Origin of the sequence: Phocaeicola salanitronis DSM 18170 (assembly GCF_000190575.1) — a bacterium.
GTDB lineage: Bacteria > Bacteroidota > Bacteroidia > Bacteroidales > Bacteroidaceae > Phocaeicola > Phocaeicola salanitronis.
Map to the genome: position 1 here is coordinate 3087501 of NC_015164.1, position 19054 is coordinate 3106554.

Sequence of the window (19054 nt, forward strand, 5' to 3'; positions counted from 1 at the left end):
AAAGTTCACGCTTCCATAGTGCCGGTGTTCGGAGAAGTGCGGATGATTTTCAAAGTTCAGGTTTTTCCCGTGCTCCAATACGAATAAACCGTCTTGTTTAAGCAGGTTGTATTCAAATATTCTGTCGGGGATATCCGCTAATTCGGGCAGCGCATAAGGTGGGTCTGCAAAGATGAAATCGAATTGTTCCTGGCATTTGCTGATGTATTTGAACACGTCTCCTCGTATTGTCCAGCTTTTATCGGTTTTTATTTCTTTCATAACCTTGCAGATGAAAGCGTAATGTTGCGGGTCTTTTTCTACAGATACCACCTTTTCGCATCCTCTCGATATTAATTCAAGGCTGATGCTTCCTGTGCCGGCAAACAAGTCGAGGGCTGTTATGCCGTCTTCGAAATCCAAATAATTGTTCAGGACATTAAACAGGTTTTCTTTCGCAAAGTCGGTGGTGGGGCGGGCTTTGAATGTATGGGGTACATCGAATCGCCGGTGTTTGTAAATTCCGCTTATTATTCGCATATCAATAAGGATAAGATGTCGAAAGGCATATCTTCAATCCCTTCGGGCGAAGGTGTGCTGATTTCAGACAATGGGTTCATGACAAAAATTTTTCTTATAAATTGCCTTAGAAAAGTGATTAGCCCGTTTCTTTCCGCTTTGTTTAAGCCGATTAGATGCAATTCACTGTGTTCAGGGTTTAAGGCAAGTTGTTTCCAAAGATTTAGCAGGTAATACGAACGGTCATCGTTATTTGTTACGGAGTATGTATTTGCCAATTGTAATTTCCCGTTAACATAACAACATACTTCCATGTCGTTTTCATGAAAGTTCGCATATACTTTATGTGCATTCTCGTGCTTATTCTTGTTTGTAAAATATTCCACTTGCGGGCTGATACTTGCAAAAAAACGAGCTTGAGGAAAGTGTTCAGATAAAAATATGTGGGTAAGTTTATCGATGGAAAACAATACCGCCACATTGCTTTTCCCTAATACATTGCATAAGATGATTTCGTTGTTTTGTTTGGGCAAGTTCTGATAGAAAAGCATTTCCATTTGTTCGTCTTCAAAAAGCTCGAACGGGATTGTCGTATAGCGCTGGGTATGAATCAGGATATTGGTCTGCCGGTAAGCAATGTTCAGCTCAGGCGTATTTGTTAAGAGGCTTTTTACGTTTGCCGCCATGGAGCGTTGGATATTTACCGGTATGTATTTATAGTAAAGGTTGTTTTTCTTGTCCGGATTATAGATGGAAAAAGAAAATCCATCCGTACTGAGACGGATGGATAATGTATTGTGTTCTAATTGGGTAAAATCAACGTTATTGTCACTCATGCTTATTATTCCCAATTTCCTGCGTTATTGTTCGGTTGCTCGATGTCGCCCACTCTTAATCCGCAATACTTGCCTAATTTCTCTTGTACGTCTTTCAGGTTAATTAATTCCTGGCGGTTCAGGTCACTCAGGTATACGTCATAAGCTACTTGTGCTTGGAACAAGTTCAACGGTGCGCCTGATTGTGTCGTGTCTTTGCGGATAGCCATTTCAAATTTAGCTCCGTTTCCGTAAGGAACGAATTGCAAAGAGTCTGGGTTAAAGCCTTTTTCGAAAATGGTATCCATTACGGCTACCCACATTGTATCACGGCGGAAATTTTGCAGCCCGGCTTTTTCCACTTCAGTCCAGTTATTGGTTTTCTTCGCTTTGTTTATAAGATCCATTGCTTTTTGTTCGGTCATGCCATTGTTCAATTGGTCATCGGTCAAGCTACCGATTTTCATGATGAATGGAAGCTTTGCCGTTTTGACAAAATGAATAAGGGTATCAAAGCTTGCCGTGTAGGCTCCTTCGTGCACAGAGCGGTATTCTTGTTGTGCTTTACGAATATCAATCAATCTGGCGATGATTGCTTTTTCACGGATGTCTTTTTGCTTGTCGAAGTTAATGGGGCCCATAATACTGCCATAGCAAATGTACACTAAAGCTAATGCACATATAACCAATACACAATTAATGACTGTTTTCATGATATTATTTATTTTTTTAGTTTATATTCGTGTCTTAAATAGGTAAAGCGTTCAACTTTTTGAAAAGAAGTTGATATTTTTTTATTGGTTAAATTGATGTATTATGAATTTATCGGAACAAATTAAGCAAAAATTTTTGTATCAACCAACAAAAGAACAAGAAAATCTGCTTAAGATATTGGCAAATTTTCTATTATCTTCCAATAAGGACGAAATTTTCCTGTTAAAGGGATATGCCGGAACAGGAAAAACCACTCTGGTAAGTGCATTGGTGAGAGCTCTCGACGAGATGAAGCAGAAATGTATATTGCTGGCTCCTACGGGGCGGGCGGCCAAAGTATTCGCGCTTCACTCCGGACATCCGGCTTACACCATCCACCGGCGTATTTACCGCCAGCGTACTTTTTCGAACGAGATGGATAATTTTACGATGAATGTCAATCTGCACCAGCACACGTTGTTCATTGTGGACGAAGCCTCGATGATATCTAATCTGGGCTTGTCGGGGAACGTGTTCGGGAGCGGACGCTTGCTGGACGACCTGATACAATATGTATATGGCGGGCAAGGGTGTAGGTTGGTGTTGGTGGGCGAGACCGCCCAGTTGCCTCCTGTAGGCGAAGAAGAGAGTCCGGCACTCTCGGCAGATGTGTTGAGAGGGTACGGGTTGGAGGTTGTAGAGCAGGAGCTGACGCAAGTAGTCCGGCAGGAGTCTGAGTCGGGCATCTTGTACAATGCCACTTGCCTGCGCCGGAAAATGGCGGAAGAGTTTTCCGGAGAGCTTCCCCGCATACGGGTAGAGGGATTTCCCGATGTGCGTGTGGTGCCGGGGAGCGAACTGATAGAGACCCTCAACACCTGTTATGGGCGCGAGGGAATGGACGAAACCATCGTGATTTGCCGTTCGAACAAGCGGGCTAACCTTTATAACCAGGGAATACGGAATACGATTCTTTATCGTGAGGATGAATTGAATGCGGGCGATATCCTGATGGTGGCGAAGAACAATTATTTTTGGGGAGCCGATGTCAAGGAACTGGATTTTATCGCCAACGGGGATATAGCCGTGGTACGCCGGGTGCGCCGGGTGCACGAGATGTATGGATTCCGTTTTGCCGATGTGCTTCTTGCGTTTCCTGATTACAACGATATTGAGCTGGAGGTGAAAATCCTGCTTGATACGCTCCATACCGATGCGCCGGCATTGCCCAAAGAGCATGCCGACCGTTTGTTTCATGCCGTGCTCGAAGATTACCAGGATATTACCACGAAAGCGGGGCGGATGAAGAAGATAAAGGCAGACCCGTGGTATAACGCTTTGCAGGTGAAGTATGCATACGCCGTAACGTGCCACAAAGCGCAGGGCGGGCAATGGCAAAACGTGTTCATCGATCAGGGGTATCTGACCGAGGATATGGTTTCGCCCGATTATTACCGCTGGCTTTATACGGCAATTACGCGTGCTAAAGGAACTTTGTATTTGGTGAACTGGCCCGAGAGCCAAAAGGAATAAAAAAGAAGTGCGCCCGATAGGACTCGAACCTACACGTCTCACGACACCAGATCCTAAGTCTGGCGCGGCTACCAATTACGCCACGGGCGCATGTCCATGTTAAAATGGAATTGCGGGTGCAAAGGTAAGGCTTATTTTCGAAATCGCCAAATCTTTGTGTGAAATTTCACTACAGAGGTGCATAGAAACCATTTCCTTACTGTCCTTTCAGCACCCGGCATGCCGTTTCTATCATGGTATCTTTCCCTTGGGCAATGTCTTCGCTGGTCATGTCTACTTTCACATCAGGGTCTATCCCAAATTCCAGATGGTTCATTTCGGGGTCGAGCATCGGGCTGGCAGAGAAACGGATGGACCAGCCGCAGGGGATTTCCGACGAGAAGGGAAGCCCTGAGCCTCCGCCTGTCTTGTCACCTACAAGGGTCACGTTGGGGAACTGGTTCATGCTGTTCACAAAATCGTTGGTGGCACTATAGGCACGGCGGTTGGTGAGCACTACCACCGGCTTTTGCCACCGGATGCCGTCCGAAGGCTCGATGTAGACAGGTTTGGGGTCGGAAAAATCATCGTGGGCAGGTCCCGTCTTGTGGTACATATAGCCTACAAGCACCCGCTCGTTGGTGAAACGTGCCGCCAGTTTTTGTGCCGTGGTCAGGTTTCCGCCTCCGTTATCCCGTACATCTACAATCAGTCCGTCGCATACGGCAAGCGAGTTCAGGGTCTGGTCCAGATTTCCGTCTCCAATGCCGTTCGAGAAACTTTCGCAATAGATGTAGCCGATGTTGTTTTCCAGTATCGACCAGGTAATGCCCGACGAGTTCACGTAGTCTTTTCCCAGGTAATTGCTCTGGATGCTGTCACTGAAATTATGGGGGAAGGCGTCAAACCATGCGCGGTATTGCGATGTGCCGATGGAACTGGACAGGTTGACATGCCCGTCTCTCAGCTCGTTCACCATGTCCGAGAGCACTTCGTAGAGGTTTTCCCACGTCATGTCGGACGTGATGCGCTGGGCGTAGCGGGTGTGCACTTCGTCCCAGTCCAGCCCGTATTCTTCGTGCTTGTATTCCAGAAAGCAATATTGTTCGTCAATGATTTTCCATAGGGACTCGAAGTTCGACTCGGGCGTATTGCCTGATATGTCTTCGCGGATGCAGGAGGCGAACAATGCCTGCACGGTAATGCATAGGTAGAGGATATATTTTCTCATGGTTTAAAACGGAGTTATTTTAGGTGGCGTGGTCATGTGTTTCTTTCCATGGAACAGGTACAGATTGCGTACGACGCCTATCATGAAGTCGTGCGAGTAGGTATGGCTTTTCAGGTTGTTTACCTTTGCTTGCTGGAGGTCGCATACGTAGCCCACACGCATCACCGTGTTCCCTACCGGGAAGTCGAGGGTAAGGAGCTGGCGCAGGGACGGGTTGTTGTGCAGGGAGGTGAACACTGCGTTCCGTCCTCCGTTGCCCAGCGAGAATATTTCGTAATACGATTCGCCGAACTCAGGCGAGAACATCACGCCCAGCAGGGGCAGGTTCGCTTGCCAGCGTACCGTGAGCGGATAGTTCTTGATGCGGAACCGGTAGATGAGCATCCCTGATGCCCCTAAGCCCCCGTAGGCTTTTGCCTGGGCAGGGTTGTTCGAGTTGCGCCGGTTGTATACCACGCCTGCATTGAGGTCGAGCATGGGGCCGAAAAGTATCTTCAGTCCCTTGGCAGGGCGGAACTGGTAATGCAGGGCATAGCTCCAGTTCACCAGCCCGCCGTACGTATGATTGGTCTGCGAGATGTTTTCGGTGTACGAGGCATGTAGCTGGAACAGGTTTTGCGCCGAAACGTTCCCGTCCATCAGGCGGGTCATCCGCATCGTTTCGTAGGCGAAGCGCACTTCTGGACCTTCGTATTCCAAGGGCGAGAGATAGGTTTCGAATGTGTTGTTGTGTCCGGCTCCTATCATCACCGAGCGCATCACGTGGCGTGTGGCTTGCAGGGAGTCTTGTGCTTGGATACGGGTCGGAAGGCAGGTTAAGACTATCAGAATAAGAACACAGAGGCGCAGAGGCACAGAGGCTTTATTTTTTATTCTCTGTGTCTTTGTGTCTCTGTGTTCGATATAAATCAATGTTTTCATTCTTCTTCGTTATCGAATAGGTTCATTTGTCCGTTTTCGTCTTCGGGCGTTCCGTTATCCTCTGTGTCGGGAGCTTCTTCTGGTTCTGGCATGCGGGTAGGTTCCAGTTCGTTTACCTCGCCCACGGTGTAGGTGGTGAGGCGTTTGCCCTTAGCCTTGTAGCTCTTTATGCCTACAAAGTCGGACGCTTCGACTATCAGCGGTTCCCGGAACGCGTCGTGTCCGCCGAATACCACCTGGATGCGCGGATAGGCTTCGGGGCTGAGCAGGAGCAAACGGTTTTGCTTGTTCTCGCCCAAGTAGTTCTGGCGCTTGCTTGTCGCCTCGAAGCAGAAGCGTTTCAGGTACGGGTAGTTCTGCTGGTCGGCATCGTAGAGCACGGCGGTCCATACCTTGTCGGCATCAAACTTCTCGATGAGCCGGATATCGGGGTCGTAATGGTTGTTCAGGTCGAAGTCGGTAGTATAGAAGTCGCCGTCTGTATGTACCACGAGGATGCGGTCATCGCTTTGGAACTCGCCTAAGTATTGTCCGCGCCCGTCGTAATTGAGGCGTAATACATCGTGGTCGAACCACACCTTGCGTCCGCCCAGGGTAGAGCCTCCGCGTTGTTTCAGCCCGATTTTGTGTACCTCGTACTTGGTGAGCAGGTTGCCCATCGACTGGCGTCCCTTGATGTTGATGGTGCTGAAGTCGCGTTCGAACACCAGTTTCTTGATGCGCGGGTTGGGGCGCAGGGTCACTTTCACGGTTTCCGCCTCGCCGTTGGGGTTGGCGGTGAAGTAGACGATGCGCGAACCCGGTGTGCCTTGCGTCACGTCGTACTCGCGGTCGCGTATCATCGAAGTCACGTTGAAACGCTTGATGTAGTGGTATCCGTCTTTCCCGTCGCGGTAGATGACGTTGTAGATAGTACGCTTGTCGTTCTTCTTGAACACGTTGACGTAGAGGATGTTCTTGCCTACGAAGAGCTTGTCCTGTACGCGCACCACCTTGTATTTCCCGTCGCGGTAGAAGATGATTACATCGTCGATATCGGAACAGTTGCACACGAATTCGTCCTTTTTCAGCCCCGTGCCGATAAAGCCTTCCTCGCGGTTGATGTAGAGCTTTTCGTTGGCTTCCGCCACTTTTGTGGCTACGATGGTGTCGAAGTTTCGTATCTCGGTGCGGCGGGGGAACTGTGCTCCGTATTTCTCTTTCAGGCGGCGGAACCAGGCGATGGTATAGTCGGTAAGATGAGCTAAGTGGTTTTCCGTTTCCTCGATGTCCGCTTTCAGGCGTGCAATGTTTTCGTCCGCTTTGTCTTTGTTGAACTTCAGGATGCGTGCCATCTTGATTTCCATCAGGCGCAGGATGTCGTCTTTGGTCACTTCGCGCACCATTTGGGGGTAGAACGGGGTGAGTCGCTCGTCGATATGCGCGCAGGCGGCGTCCATGTTTTCGGCTTGCTCGAAGCCGCGGTCTTTGTAGATGCGCTCTTCGATGAAGATTTTCTCCAGCGAGGCGAAGTGCAGGGTCTCCAGGGTCTCGTCGCGCTGTATTTCCAGTTCGCGGCGCAGGAGCCCGAGGGTGTGGTCGACCGACTTGCGGAGCACCGTGCCTACCGAGAGGAAATGCGGCTTCTTGTCCTCGATGACGCAGCAGTTGGGCGAGATGTTCACTTCGCAATCCGTAAAGGCATAAAGGGCGTCCAGCGTCTTGTCCGACGAGGCTCCGGGGGCGAGGTGTACCAGTATTTCCACCTTGTCGGCGGTATTGTCGTCTACCTTGCGCACCTTGATTTTCCCTTTTTCTACGGCTTTCAATATGGAGTCGATGAGCGACGATGTGGTTTTTCCGTAGGGAATTTCGCTGATGCAGAGTGTCTTGTTGTCTATTTTCGATATCTTGGCACGTACGCGCACCACTCCGCCCCGCTCGCCGTCGTTGTAGCGCGACACGTCTACCGCCCCTCCGGTCTGGAAGTCGGGGTAGAGGTGGAACTCTTCGCCGTGCAGGTAAGCGATGGCTGCATCGCATAACTCATTGAAGTTGTGAGGCAGGATTTTCGATGAAAGTCCTACGGCGATGCCTTCTACGCCCTGTGCCAGCAACAGGGGGAACTTGACCGGCAGGGTTACGGGTTCGCGGTTGCGTCCGTCGTAAGAGGCCTGCCATTCGGTGGTCTTGGGATTGAACACCACGTCGAGGGCGAATTTCGACAAGCGTGCTTCGATGTATCGGGGTGCGGCTGCATCATCGCCCGTGAGGATGTTTCCCCAGTTTCCCTGGCAATCGATGAGCAGGTCTTTCTGCCCCAGCTGCACCAGCGCGTCGCCGATGGAAGCGTCGCCGTGCGGATGGAACTGCATGGTATGCCCCACGATGTTCGCCACCTTGTTGTAGCGTCCGTCGTCCAGCCTTTTCATGGCGTGCAGGATGCGCCGCTGCACCGGTTTCAGTCCGTCGTTGATGTGGGGTACGGCACGTTCCAGAATGACGTACGAGGCATAGTCGAGGAACCAGTTCTGATACATTCCGCTCAGCTGGTATTTCACTGCCTTGTCCGCCGGCGAGGCGGGCTTGTAATTCGTATCCGATTCTTTTTCAGGTATATCCGTTGTTTCGTTTTTGTCTAATGTGTCGTCGCTCATAATCGTTTTCTGCTTGTTGCAAATATACGGATAATTATTGAGAAATCCAAATGTTTCCGAGGCGCTGCTTTCAAGCTTGTTCAGGCGTTACAGCGTTACAATTACAATTAAATGATAACGATATAACAATAACAATATAACAATTAATGAAATGAGAAACTGAATCGAAGGAAACCATTACATAAATTATATACTATATATAAATATATATATTTATATATAGTATATAATTGTTTTATTCGCTCTCCTTTTGGGTAAAACTGATTTTAGCTAATTGTTATATTGTTATTTGTTATATTGTTATCGGTTGTTTGTCTCTGGAGAAATTGATTTTTGCTTTATTGTAATTGTAACGCTGTAACGCGCTCAGGCTGGGGCATGAGATGAGCTTTGTTTCAAACAAATTCATCCTTATAGTTGCATCGCGTCGGGAATATACATGCGTAGCCCGGTGCAGATAGCTTCGCGCGCCGGCACAACGGCATGCAATGAAGATTGTACATTTTTAGCCTTATTGCCCGAACAAAACCCTTGGTTGTTTGGTTTATTTTTTATAAATTTGCTATGTTTATTCAGGCGGTATAGCCTTTATAAGCATGGATACTAAAAGTGAATGAGTATGAAAAAAATTCTGAATCTTGTTCTGCTATTGACGCTTGCCCTTGCTTCGCATGCCCAGCGTGTGCTTACGCTGGATAGCTGCCGCGCCTTGGCTTTGGCCAACAATAAGGAACTGCGCATGTCGCAGGAGAAAGTCAAGGCGGCGCATTATGAGCAAAAAGCGGCATTTACTAATTTCTTGCCTAAGATTGATGTGGGGGGCACCTATATGCGCATCCAGAAAGAAATCTCCTTATTGAGCGATGCCCAGAAAAATGCCATAGGAAATGTCGGTACAGCTGTAGGGGCTCAATTGCAGCAGTTCGGGAACCAGTTGCAGCAGATAGCGGTGAGCCACCCCGAGCTGCTCCCTTTGCTTGAGCCGTTAAGCGGCGTCATGGGGCAATTGCCCGGTGCGCTGAACGGGGTAGGGCAAGGCATTGTGGACGCTTTCCGCACGGATACGAGAAACCTGTATGCCGGTGCGGCAACGTTGACCCAGCCGATTTTTATGGGCGGCAAAATCATTGCTTACAATAAAATTACGAAGTATGCGGAGCAATTGGCTGCATCACAACACGCTACGGGCATGCAGGACGTGGTGATGAGTACCGACCAGGCTTATTGGCAGGTCATCTCGCTGGTGAACAAGAAACGGCTTGCCGAGAGTTTTGTGGAACTGGTGCGGAAACTGGATTCGGATGTGAACAAAATGCTGGAAGAAGGTGTTGCTACCCAAGCCGATGCATTAAGCGTGCGGGTGAAGGTGAACGAGGCTGAAATGGCTTTGGTGCAGGTAGAAGACGGGTTAAGCCTGTCGAAGATGGTGCTTTGCCAGTTGTGCGGCTTGCCGCTTGACACCGAAATCCGGCTTGCGGATGAAGAGATGGAAGACCTTGCCTTGCCCGACACATTTACCGAAAGTAATGTGAATACGGCTTTGGCGAACCGCGAAGAGTTGAAGAGCTTGGAGCTGGCTTCGAAAATCTACCGCCAGAAGGTGAATGTGGCACGTGCCGGTTATCTCCCCTCTATCGGTCTGACCGCCAGCTATTTGTTTTCCAATCCTTCGCTTTTCAACGGGTTCGAGAATAAGTTCCGCGGGACATGGGGTATCGGGGTGGTCGTGACAATCCCTGTATTCCATTGGGGAGAAAATATTTATAAGGTGCGTGCGGCGAAAGCCGAAGCCAATATTGCCCGGTACCGGCTTGATGACGCGCGCGAGAAGATTGAGCTTCAGGTAACTCAAAACTCGTATAAGGTGAACGAAGCCGCCAAGAAACTTGCGATGGCGGAGAAAAACATGGAAAAGGCGGAAGAAAACCTCCGTTATGCGAATTTCGGGTTCAGGGAGGGGGTTATCCCGACCAGCAATGTGCTCGAAGCCCAGACCGCTTGGCTCTCTGCCCAGTCGGGCAAGATTGATGCGCAAATCGACCTGAAGATGAGCGAGATTTATTTGAACAAATCAATGGGGACATTGGATATGTATACAAAATGAATATTTTCACCGCAGAGCCTTTCATTTGCGATTGGACAATTGGCTTTTTGAAATTGAATCGTACTTCGTAAATCATCGGTGTTTCTCTGTAGTGAGTTTGAAATGTGGTAATTAAAAAATAAGGCAATATGACAGAAAGAACGCAACGCAGCAACATTACGCTGGCATTCATTACCCTGGTAGGGGTGGTTGTAATAGTCAGTGTCATCGGCTTTTTCACTTTCCGGAAAGGAACGGAAATCATTCAGGGACAAGCCGAAGCGACCGAATACCGGGTGTCGAGCAAGGTGCCCGGACGTATCCTGAAATTCTTTGTAAGCGAGGGTGACCAGGTGAGGGAAGGCGATACGCTTGCCATCCTCGAAGCGCCCGATGTGGTGGCAAAGCTCTCGCAGGCACAGGCATTGGAACAGGCGGCTCAGGCTCTGAGCGAGAAAGCCGAAAAAGGCACGCGTGCCGAGAAGCTTCAGGAGGCATACGAGATGTGGCAGAAAGCGAAAGCCGGAAAAGAAATTGCGGAGAAATCTTACCAGCGTGTGAACCGCCTGTACGAAGCGGGCGTAGTGTCGGCGCAGAAGCGCGACGAGGCAAAAGCGCAATATGACGCCATGACAGCTACCGAACGGGCGGCGGAAGCCCAATACACCATGGCGCAAAACGGGACGCAACGGGAAGACAAACTCATGGCGCAAGCCAAGGTAAGGCAAGCCGAAGGTGCTGTGGCGGAAGTCAGTTCCTACATCAGCGAAACGTATCTCACGGCATCTGCCGATGGAGAAGTGACGGAGATATTCCCTAAGGTAGGCGAACTGGTGGGCACCGGAGCACCCATCATGAATGTAGCCCAACTGGATGACATGTGGGTGACGTTTAACGTGCGTGAAGACTATCTGAAAGATTTCCACGTAGGGGGCGAGATTTCGGCGTTTATCCCGGCATTGGAAAAAGACGCCACATTTAAAGTGACCTATATGAAAGACTTAGGCACTTATGCCGCATGGAAAGCGACCAAGACCACCGGCGGTTTCGACCTGAAGACATTCGAAATTAAAGCCAAGCCCGTACAGCCGGTGGAGAACCTGCGGCCGGGCATGTCGGCGATAGTCAAAGGGTTGGAATGAGTGTTTTTTCACCACAGATTACACAGATTATTTTATTTAATCAATTATGAAAATCTGTGTAATCTGTGGTGAAAAAAAGAAACAAGAAAGGAAGGATTATGCAATACACAACCATTCATAAACGCCTGTACCGTATAGCCGTACGCGAACTGCGGCACATCGCGACCCGGCCGATTTACCTCTTCTGCATGGTAATAGCACCGGTATTCTGCTACGTGTTCTTTACCACGCTGATGGCAAACGGCTTGCCTACAAACATGCCCGCAGGTGTTGTGGATATGGACAATACGGCAACTACGCGAAGCATCATCCGCAATTTGGATGCATTCCAGCAAACGCATGTCACGGCTCGTTATGCAAATTTCCACGAAGCACGCAAGGCGGTCCAGCGTGGCGAGATTTATGCTTTTTATTACATACCCGAAGGCACCACCGAGGAAGCCATCTCCGGAAGGCAGCCCCGCGTGTCGTTTTACATCAATTACGCGTACCTCATCGCAGGGTCGTTGCTGTACCGCGACCAGCGCACGATGTCGGAACTTGCTTCGGGTGCCATCGGGCAGAGCACGCTTTTAGCCAAGGGGGCTACCGAAAAGCAGGCAATGGCGTTTCTCCAGCCCGTCGTTATTGACACCCATGCGTTGAACAATCCGTGGCTGAATTATTCGGTGTATTTATGCAATACCTTATTGCCGGGCATCCTGATGTTGCTCATTTTCCTGACCACCTCGTATGCGTTAGGCATGGAACTGAAGGAAAATACGGCACACGTTCTGATGCGTTTGGCAGACAATTCCATCGGCACGGCATTGGTAGGGAAACTCTTGCCGCATACGGTTATCTTCTTTATCGTGACCGTATTCTATAATGTCTATCTGTACGGGTTCTTGCATTATCCTTGCAATAGCGGCATTTTCCCGATGCTTCTTGCGGGATTGTTGCTGGTGCTGGCTTCGCAGGCGGTCGGCATCTTTTTCTTTGGCATGTTCGGCACCCTCCGCCTTGCCTTGAGTGTGGCTTCGTTATGGGGAGTCATTTCATTTTCCATCTCCGGCTTTACCTTTCCGGTCATGGCGATGCATCCCGTCTTGCAAGGGCTGGCGGTTTTATTCCCCTTACGGCATTATTTCCTGATATATGTAAACCTTGCCTTAAACGGTTATCCGCTCGTCTACGTATGGCAACCCATAGTGGCGCTTTTGCTTTTCCTGCTTCTTCCGTTCTTTGTGCTGAAGAAGTTGCGCACGGAAATGTTGCACTATGTATATATCCCCTAAAACCGATGGATTATGAAAAAATATTCGTTCAGACATACTATAAAGCAGGGCATCGCCGGATTGTTCCATATCTGTAAGGAAGAGCTGAAGATGACCGTCAAAGACCAGGGCGTACTGATTTTTTTCCTCCTTGTGCCTTTGGCGTATCCGCTGGTCTATGCATTCATCTATACCAATGAAGTTGTGCGTGAAGTGCCCGTGGCTGTGGTCGATGCCGACCGTTCTTCCGTGAGCCGCGAATACCTCCGCCGGGTAGACGGAGGTCCGGATGTCCGTATCGTGTCTTATTGTTCCGATATGGAAGAAGCCCGGCTTTTGCTGAAAAAGCAAAAAATATACGGCGTGGTTTATGTTCCCGAAGGTTTTAGCCGCGACTTGGCTTCGGGAGAGCAGGCGCATGTTTCCATCTTTGCCGACATGAGCGGCATGCTTTATTATAAGGCGCTTTTGCTTGCCAATACCGAGGCTTCGCTGGAGATGAACAAGGATATCCAAATCCGGCGTGCGGGCAATACCACCAGGCGGCAGGATGAGATTACGGTCCGCCCGATAGATTACGAAGCGGTATCGCTCTATAATCCGCAGGACGGATTCGCCAGCTTTCTTATCCCTGCCGTGCTTATCCTGATTATCCAGCAGACCTTATTGCTCGGGATAGGTCTGTCGGCGGGTACGGCGCGCGAGAACAACCGTTTCCGGGATTTGGTGCCCATGGTACGCCATTATCAGGGTGCCATCCGCATTATTTTCGGGAAGTCCTTGGCTTATCTTTTGGTCTATCTTGCCGTGGCGGCATATATCCTTTGTGCGGTGCCCAAGATGTTCCGGCTGGTCTTTCTTGCTTCGCCGGATACATTGGCGGCCTTTGTCCTGCCCTACCTGCTGGCATGCATTTTCTTTGCCATGGCATGTTCGTGTCTCATCCGGAGGCGTGAAGACTGCATGATGATATTCGTGTTCACATCGTTGCCTTTGTTGTTCATCTCAGGCATTTCATGGCCCGGAGCGGCAATCCCGGATTTCTGGAAAGCGGTGTCGTGGATATTCCCTTCTACTTTCGGCATCAACGGATATATCCGCATACAGACGATGGGAGCCACACTGAACGATGTCTTGCCCGAATACCGGGCATTATGGATGCAGGCAGGCATTTATTTCCTTCTCACATTCTTCCTCTACCGGAGGGAAATCCTGTTGAGCCGGAAACATGCCTTAAAACGCTTGCATGAGTTCCGGAAGAAGCGGCAGGCGGTGTTGCGGTAAGGTTTATCCTATTTTAATGGGGCACAGATTTTTTATTTATTCCGTTTGTGTTTTATGATGTACTTATGATACGGTTTGCGTTATTGTCTATAAAGAACTTCAATAAATGACATAAACTTTATCATGGATAAAAACAACGGTTTAAGCGAAAGGGCAGAACGCATCCTTCAGCGTACAGTCAATCTATTTGAACAGGTACGGCAAAAAATCATCCTGATTAGAGATTGTCAGGTGATATTAGACGTGGATGTTGCAGAATTATATGGGGTGAGGACAAAAGAAGTCAATCAAGCTGTGCGTAACAATCCGGAGAAGTTTCCGAGTGGATACGTACTTGAGCTTGACAAACAGGAATTTACAGATTTGCGGTCAAATATTTTGACCGCAAATCTATCACCCAAGACCCGTGTCCTCCCCAAAGCGTTCACGGAGAAAGGATTGTATATGCTTGCCACTATCCTGAAAAGTCCGCAAGCTACGCAAGCCACCCTTGCTATCATAGAGACATTTGCCTCTGTGCGCCAGCTCAAGCGTGAATTGCATGCCTTACACGGTGAAACGGATGGCAAGTCGCAGCAATCCAAGATGCAACACATTGGAGAAATGCTTTCAAGCATAGTCATGCCTGACCTGGAAACATCCGAAACAGAATCAAGCCTTGAACTCAATTTCCTGATAGGCAAAATCAAGCATACGGTAAAACGGGTGAAAAGGCAAAATGATGCAGACCATACCGAAGTGGAATGACTTTAAAATATCAGATATACAATCAATCCCAATAGAACGATAAGGGCGATGCTTGCTAATATCCATAACTGCAACCGGAATAATTGTTTGGCATCGGCTTTCTCCTTTTCGCTTATCTGATGCCGTGTTTTTTCCCAGTCTTCCAGGGATATGTTTTGTAAGTCGGTTTTATAGCCAGTACGGATGAGCTGCTTTCGGGTTTCTTTCATCCGTTCACGGTTATGTTTGCGGAGCCGGCGATTTTCCTTGTCGCGTCCTATCATGTCATTTATATGTCCTAATGTTCCCATAAACAAATATTTTATGCTTCATGCAGCCCCTCGATATACTCATACAGCTTCCGGTAGAAGGCGTGGCGCGTCAGGGTGGAGGCATCGCCTAAGATGATGAGCTTCATGCGGGCACGGGTGATGGCTACGTTCATCCGGCGCAAGTCGTTGAGAAACCCGATCTGGCCGTCCTCGTTGGCACGCACCAGGCTGATGAGGATTACATCACGCTCCTGTCCCTGGAAACCGTCGACCGTATTGACCGTTATCGAGGAACGGAAGGGCTTGAAGAACGCGTCGCGCCGGAGCAGCTGGCGGAGGTATTGCACTTGTGCCTTGTAAGGGGAAATCAATCCGACATCGATGCGTTCTTCGAGGAAGCGTTCCCTGCCGATGCGGGTGATGTAGGATTTCAGCTGGCCGATGGAGAGTTCGGCTTCGGCTTTGTTGATGCGCCCGTAACTTTCGCCTACAAACTCTTCGCCGGCATCCATTCCTTCTGTGTTTATCCATTCGATGGGTGTATCGAAATCGAGGATGCCGCGGTATTTCACTTCGGGAGCCGACTGGAGCATGCCTCCGTAGAACCATTCGGACGAGAAACGCATGATTTAATCGTTCATCCGGTATTGCAATTTCAACAGGGAAACCGTGTCGGGCTTTTGCTTGACGATGCATTGCATCAAGGTATGCCCCAGTCCGCCGCGCATGGCTTCGACGCTTTTTACCGTGGGCGGAAGCTGGCAATGGTCTCCGGCGAAGATGACCCGGTCGGCTTTCCGGATGGCTATCCAGCAGGCGGCTTCCAAGGCTTGGGCGGCTTCATCGATGAATAATGTCCCGAATTTTTGTCCGATTAATAACCGGCTGGCACTTCCCGTCAGGGTGCAGGCGATAACCCTTGCTTCGGAGAACAATGCGGCGTTGATGCGGATTTCCAGCTCCGAGGCACGGTCTTTCAAAGCGTTGATTTTCGTGCGGATATGCTCGCGGTCGCTTGCCTTGTGCAGGCGTGCGTAGAGGTCACGGATGGCCCGGCGGATGCCCCATAACTGGGTATAGTCGGGATGCGCCTCGAAGCGGCGCTCGTAGGTGAATGAAAGCATCTTGTCGTTTACGCGGGTCGGGTTTCCGATGCGCAACACGTTCACGCCCCGGTCTACCAGCTTTTCGCTAATCCAGTCTACCGCCATGTTGCTTTGCGCGCACACCAATACTTGGTTTTCGCGGTGCAAGGTTTCGTAGATGGCTTCCACCAGCGTGGTGGTCTTTCCCGTTCCGGGAGGGCCGTGCACGATTGCCACGTCTTTGGCATGCAGGACCTTGTTGACCGCCGCTTCCTGCGTAGGGTTCAGCCAGGGGAAGCGCAGGGGTTGGAAAGAAAAGACAGATGCCGGTTGCGTTCCGTGAAAAATGTCACGCAATTCCGCCAGACGGTTATTCTTGGCTGAAATGACTTGCTTCAGCGCCTCGAACATCAGCCGGTAGCTGGTCTCGTCGAAATAAAGCTGCACGCCCGTCATTTCCCTTCCTTGCAGGGAAGCCAGTGCATCGGAATTGGGAAGAATCACCACCATACGCTCTTCGTCGGCATAGTTTACCGTGGCTACGAAAGGAAGGTAGGTCAGTTTCCCCGATACGTCTTGCGTAAAGAAGCATACCGGGCGCCCGTATTCGAACAGGTGCTCGATGTCTTTGTCCTCGCGGCGTTCCACCTCTACCACTAATTGGTTCAAGGCATTGTAATAGCTCCGCCCGATGTTCAGCGGATACCAGCATACGCCCCGCTTTATTTTCCTGCCGATTCCCATCAGCTCAGTCTGTTGCTCGAACTGCTTTTTCTCGTATTCGTATTCCAGTTTGAGCAACTCGTATTGATGTTGCAGGTAGAGGACCGGTGAATGTATGGAAGTCGTTTCTTTCATATCTTTGGGATTTCGCTTTGCAAAGGTACAAGTTCTGCGAAAAAAGAAAGGCGAAAACATTGATTAATTCCATTATTATCCTTATTTTTACGAAGATTAAAGGCATAAACCCAATAATAGCCATGAAAAAGCAAGCAGATTATATCAAGCGCATTGAAATCAAAGGCATGTGGGGGCGTAAGAACATTTCGTGGGACCTGCGTGCCGATGTGAATATCCTGAGCGGCGTGAACGGCATCGGGAAAAGTACGATATTGAACAATTCCGTCCGGAGCCTGACTGCGTTGGAAGGAGGCGCGCTGACCAATGATTTTGAAAAAGAAGGCGTGTCGTTCGTCTTTTCGCCCGAGGATGCCACGTACATCAATTTCGATGTCATACGCAGCTTCGACCGCCCGCTCATCAGCTCGGGCCTGCTCGAGAAAATCGGGAACCAGGATGTCAAGACCGAGCTGGACTGGCAATTATACCAGTTGCAACGCCGGTATTTGGATTATCAGGTGAACATCGGGAACCGGATTATCGAGATGCTGACCAGCGGCGTGCTGGAGCAACAGGCGCAGGCGGCGGAAGTGTCGAAACCCAAGACCAAGTTCCAAGACCTGGTGGACGACCTCTTCAGCGATACCGGAAAGAAGATAAACCGGAAAAGCAATGAAATCCTCTTCGAGCAGGACGGGGACGAACTGACTCCTTACCAGCTTTCTTCGGGAGAGAAGCAGATGCTCGTCATCCTGCTTACGGTATTGGTGCAAGACAACCGGCATTGTTCCCTTTTCATGGACGAGCCTGAAATCTCCCTGCATGTGGAATGGCAGCAGAGGCTCATCTCGCTCATCCGTACCCTGAACCCGAACGTGCAAATCATACTTACCACTCACTCGCCGGCGGTGATTATGAACGGCTGGATTGATGCCGTGACCGAGGTGAGCGACATCACTACACGCTAAAATTTTGCGGCTATGGGAAAAAGACTTACCGAGAACTTGTCTTCGATGTATTTGGGCGCAGCCAATAGCCTGAAGCCCAAACGCGCGCGGAGGAAAATCGTGGCATACGTAGAGAGCTACGACGACATCTCTTTCTGGCGTTCCTTATTGGCCGATTACGAGAACGAGAACCGTTATTTCGAGGTCATGCTTCCCTCGCGCACATCGTTGGCGAAGGGCAAGAAAAGTGTGCTGATGAACCAGCTGGGCAGGCAGTTGGGCGAGAACATGATTGCGTGTGTGGACAGCGATTACGATTACCTCTTGCAGGGGTGTACCCAGACTTCGCGCTACATGATAGAGTGCCCGTACGTGCTTCAGACTTACGCGTACGCCATCGAAAATTACCATTGTTATGCCGAAGGGCTGCACGAAGTGTGCGTCATGGCAACGCTGAACGATCACGTCTTGATTGACTTCCCCGGTTACATGAAACTCTATTCGCAGATAGCCTACCCCTTGTTCGTATGGTCGGTGTGGTTCTACCGCAAGCACAACCTGAGCGAGTTTTCCTTGCTCGACTTTTGCTCGTACGTGCGGATAGACCAGGTGGGCATCCGGCATCCGGAGTACAGCCTGGGGGTTATGGCTAAGAAGGTAGGCCGTAAATTGCGTGATTTGGAGCACCGTCATCCCGAAGGCATTCCCGAGGTGGAAGCCATGAAAGACGAGTTCAAGAAGCTGGGGGTTTATCCCGAAAACACCTACATGTTCATCCAGGGGCATCACATCCTCGATAATGTGGTGATGCGCCTGCTGGTGCCGGTATGCACGTATTTGCGGCGCGAACGCGAGCAACAGATAAACGACCTCGCCCTGCACGAAACCCAGCGGCGCAACGAACTGACCGCCTACCAGCGGAGTCAGGTGGACGTGTCGCTGGTCATTCACAAGAACACCAATTACAAGAACTCGCCGGTATATGCCATGATTTGCCGGGATGTGGAGAAGTTCTTGAAGCTTATCAAGGCGTAAAATCCGTTTCCTTTATTTTTAATTGAATATCCGCAAACATCCCATGTAGGGGCGTATCGCATACGCCCTGAAGACATC

At 49.8% G+C, this 19054-nt stretch carries 15 protein-coding genes, 1 tRNA gene and 1 pseudogene (1 of these 17 running past the window's edge); 8 read left to right on the forward strand and 9 right to left on the reverse strand.

From position 1 onward, the window contains the following. The 3 genes in view from BACSA_RS13345 to BACSA_RS13355 are tightly spaced (at most 5 nt apart) and all read right to left on the reverse strand, a layout consistent with a single transcriptional unit that may run on beyond the window. Positions 1-519 carry the 5' portion of an RsmD family RNA methyltransferase gene (locus BACSA_RS13345; RefSeq protein ID WP_013618560.1) on the reverse strand. It extends 15 nt beyond the left edge of the window, so only the first 519 of its 534 coding nucleotides appear in the window; it begins with the start codon at positions 517-519; its stop codon lies beyond the left edge, outside the window. After that, positions 510-1334: a DUF3822 family protein gene (locus tag BACSA_RS13350; protein ID WP_013618561.1), complete on the reverse strand. Its 825-nt coding sequence runs from the start codon at positions 1332-1334 to the stop codon at positions 510-512. Before BACSA_RS13350 ends, BACSA_RS13345 begins: the two co-directional genes overlap by 10 nt. Positions 1335-1339: 5 nt before the next feature. After that, positions 1340-2026, reverse strand: coding sequence for a hypothetical protein (locus BACSA_RS13355; RefSeq protein WP_013618562.1), 687 nt, complete (start codon positions 2024-2026; stop codon positions 1340-1342). 103 nt (positions 2027-2129) lie between these two features. On the opposite strand from BACSA_RS13355, the gene BACSA_RS13360 reads away from it, so the two are divergent. After that, on the forward strand, positions 2130-3539 hold the full coding sequence (locus BACSA_RS13360; RefSeq protein ID WP_013618563.1) for an ATP-dependent DNA helicase: 1410 nt from the start codon (positions 2130-2132) through the stop codon (positions 3537-3539). Positions 3540-3547: 8 nt separating this feature from the next. Here the strand turns inward: BACSA_RS13360 and BACSA_RS13365 are convergent. The 4 genes from BACSA_RS13365 to BACSA_RS13380 form a co-directional block, all read right to left on the reverse strand. Beyond that, positions 3548-3629, reverse strand: a tRNA-Leu gene (locus BACSA_RS13365). A 106-nt stretch (positions 3630-3735) separates the two neighbouring features. Beyond that, entirely contained in the window at positions 3736-4749 is a 1014-nt protein-coding gene (locus tag BACSA_RS13370; protein WP_013618564.1) for a S41 family peptidase, read from the reverse strand. Between the two features lie 3 nt (positions 4750-4752). Beyond that, positions 4753-5670, reverse strand: a complete 918-nt coding sequence (locus BACSA_RS13375) for a DUF3316 domain-containing protein (RefSeq protein ID WP_013618565.1) — start codon at positions 5668-5670, stop codon at positions 4753-4755. Continuing rightward, a complete protein-coding gene (locus tag BACSA_RS13380; protein ID WP_013618566.1) occupies positions 5667-8306 on the reverse strand; it encodes a DNA gyrase/topoisomerase IV subunit A in 2640 nt (879 codons plus the stop codon). The genes BACSA_RS13375 and BACSA_RS13380 overlap by 4 nt, the downstream gene beginning before the upstream one ends. A gap of 619 nt (positions 8307-8925) precedes the next feature. Here BACSA_RS13380 and BACSA_RS13385 point away from each other — a divergent pair. The 5 genes from BACSA_RS13385 (at position 8926) to BACSA_RS13405 (ending at position 14818) form a co-directional block, all read left to right on the forward strand. After that, the gene (locus BACSA_RS13385; RefSeq protein WP_013618567.1) at positions 8926-10410 is read left to right on the forward strand and encodes a TolC family protein; all 1485 of its coding nucleotides are present in this window, start codon (positions 8926-8928) and stop codon (positions 10408-10410) included. Positions 10411-10538: 128 nt separating this feature from the next. Continuing rightward, the gene (locus BACSA_RS13390) at positions 10539-11531 is read left to right on the forward strand and encodes an HlyD family secretion protein (RefSeq protein ID WP_013618568.1); all 993 of its coding nucleotides are present in this window, start codon (positions 10539-10541) and stop codon (positions 11529-11531) included. 98 nt (positions 11532-11629) lie between these two features. Further along, on the forward strand, positions 11630-12808 hold the full coding sequence (locus BACSA_RS13395; protein WP_041584037.1) for an ABC transporter permease: 1179 nt from the start codon (positions 11630-11632) through the stop codon (positions 12806-12808). Between the two features lie 12 nt (positions 12809-12820). After that, entirely contained in the window at positions 12821-14071 is a 1251-nt protein-coding gene (locus tag BACSA_RS13400; protein ID WP_013618570.1) for an ABC transporter permease, read from the forward strand. A gap of 123 nt (positions 14072-14194) precedes the next feature. Then, complete coding sequence (locus BACSA_RS13405; protein ID WP_013618571.1) at positions 14195-14818, forward strand: ORF6N domain-containing protein; 624 nt, start codon at positions 14195-14197, stop codon at positions 14816-14818. 2 nt (positions 14819-14820) lie between these two features. On the opposite strand, the gene BACSA_RS13410 is transcribed toward BACSA_RS13405, so the two are convergent. Both BACSA_RS13410 and BACSA_RS13415 read right to left on the reverse strand, forming a co-directional pair. Further along, positions 14821-15108, reverse strand: coding sequence for a hypothetical protein (locus tag BACSA_RS13410; protein WP_013618572.1), 288 nt, complete (start codon positions 15106-15108; stop codon positions 14821-14823). Between the two features lie 11 nt (positions 15109-15119). Next, positions 15120-17012, reverse strand: a pseudogene (locus BACSA_RS13415) (AAA domain-containing protein). 122 nt (positions 17013-17134) lie between these two features. On the opposite strand from BACSA_RS13415, the gene BACSA_RS13420 reads away from it, so the two are divergent. After that, complete coding sequence (locus tag BACSA_RS13420; RefSeq protein ID WP_013618573.1) at positions 17135-17962, forward strand: AAA family ATPase; 828 nt, start codon at positions 17135-17137, stop codon at positions 17960-17962. A 12-nt stretch (positions 17963-17974) separates the two neighbouring features. After that, positions 17975-18976, forward strand: coding sequence for a DUF4435 domain-containing protein (locus BACSA_RS13425; RefSeq protein WP_013618574.1), 1002 nt, complete (start codon positions 17975-17977; stop codon positions 18974-18976). Positions 18977-19054 lie beyond the last annotated feature (78 nt).